The organism is Pseudomonas sp. 86_A (assembly GCF_017491705.1).
In the GTDB taxonomy this organism is placed as follows: domain Bacteria; phylum Pseudomonadota; class Gammaproteobacteria; order Pseudomonadales; family Pseudomonadaceae; genus Aquipseudomonas; species Aquipseudomonas koreensis.
This window is the reverse complement of sequence record NZ_JAFGYS010000206.1, coordinates 1-430: the sequence shown is the minus strand read 5'-3', so window position 1 is coordinate 430 and position 430 is coordinate 1. Positions and strand designations below refer to the sequence as shown.

General features: G+C 66.7%; 1 protein-coding gene. It reads left to right on the top strand.

Going from position 1 to position 430, the window contains the following annotated elements:
- Positions 1–430, top strand: a 430-nt coding sequence (locus J5M57_RS28695; RefSeq protein WP_207938575.1) for a flagellar basal body L-ring protein FlgH, incomplete at both ends; no start/stop codon positions are given.

Genomic DNA, 430 nt, shown 5'->3' with positions numbered 1-430 from the left:
CATGGTGGGCGATACGGTGATGATCAGCATCGTCGAGAAAGTCGCGGCCAGCCAGAAGCAAAGCTCCAACGTCAATCGCAGCAACGAGATGAGCGCCAGCGCCACGCAACTGCCCCTGCTGGCCGGTTCGACCAACAGCCGCATCACCCCGCGCCTGGGGCTGGGGGTGGAGTCGGACGCCAAGTTCTCCGGCGGCGGCGGCACCAGCAGCGCCAACACCTTCAGCGGCACCATCACCACCAGCGTGGTCGACGTGCTGCCCAACGGGCATCTGGTCGTCGCGGGCGAGAAGCAGATCGGCGTGAACCACAACGTGGACGTGCTGCGCTTTACCGGCACCGTCGACCCCTACCTGATGCAGCCGGGCAGCGTCATCAGCTCGCAGCAGGTGGCCAACGTGCGCGTGGAGTCGCGCAGCCGTGGCCAGCAG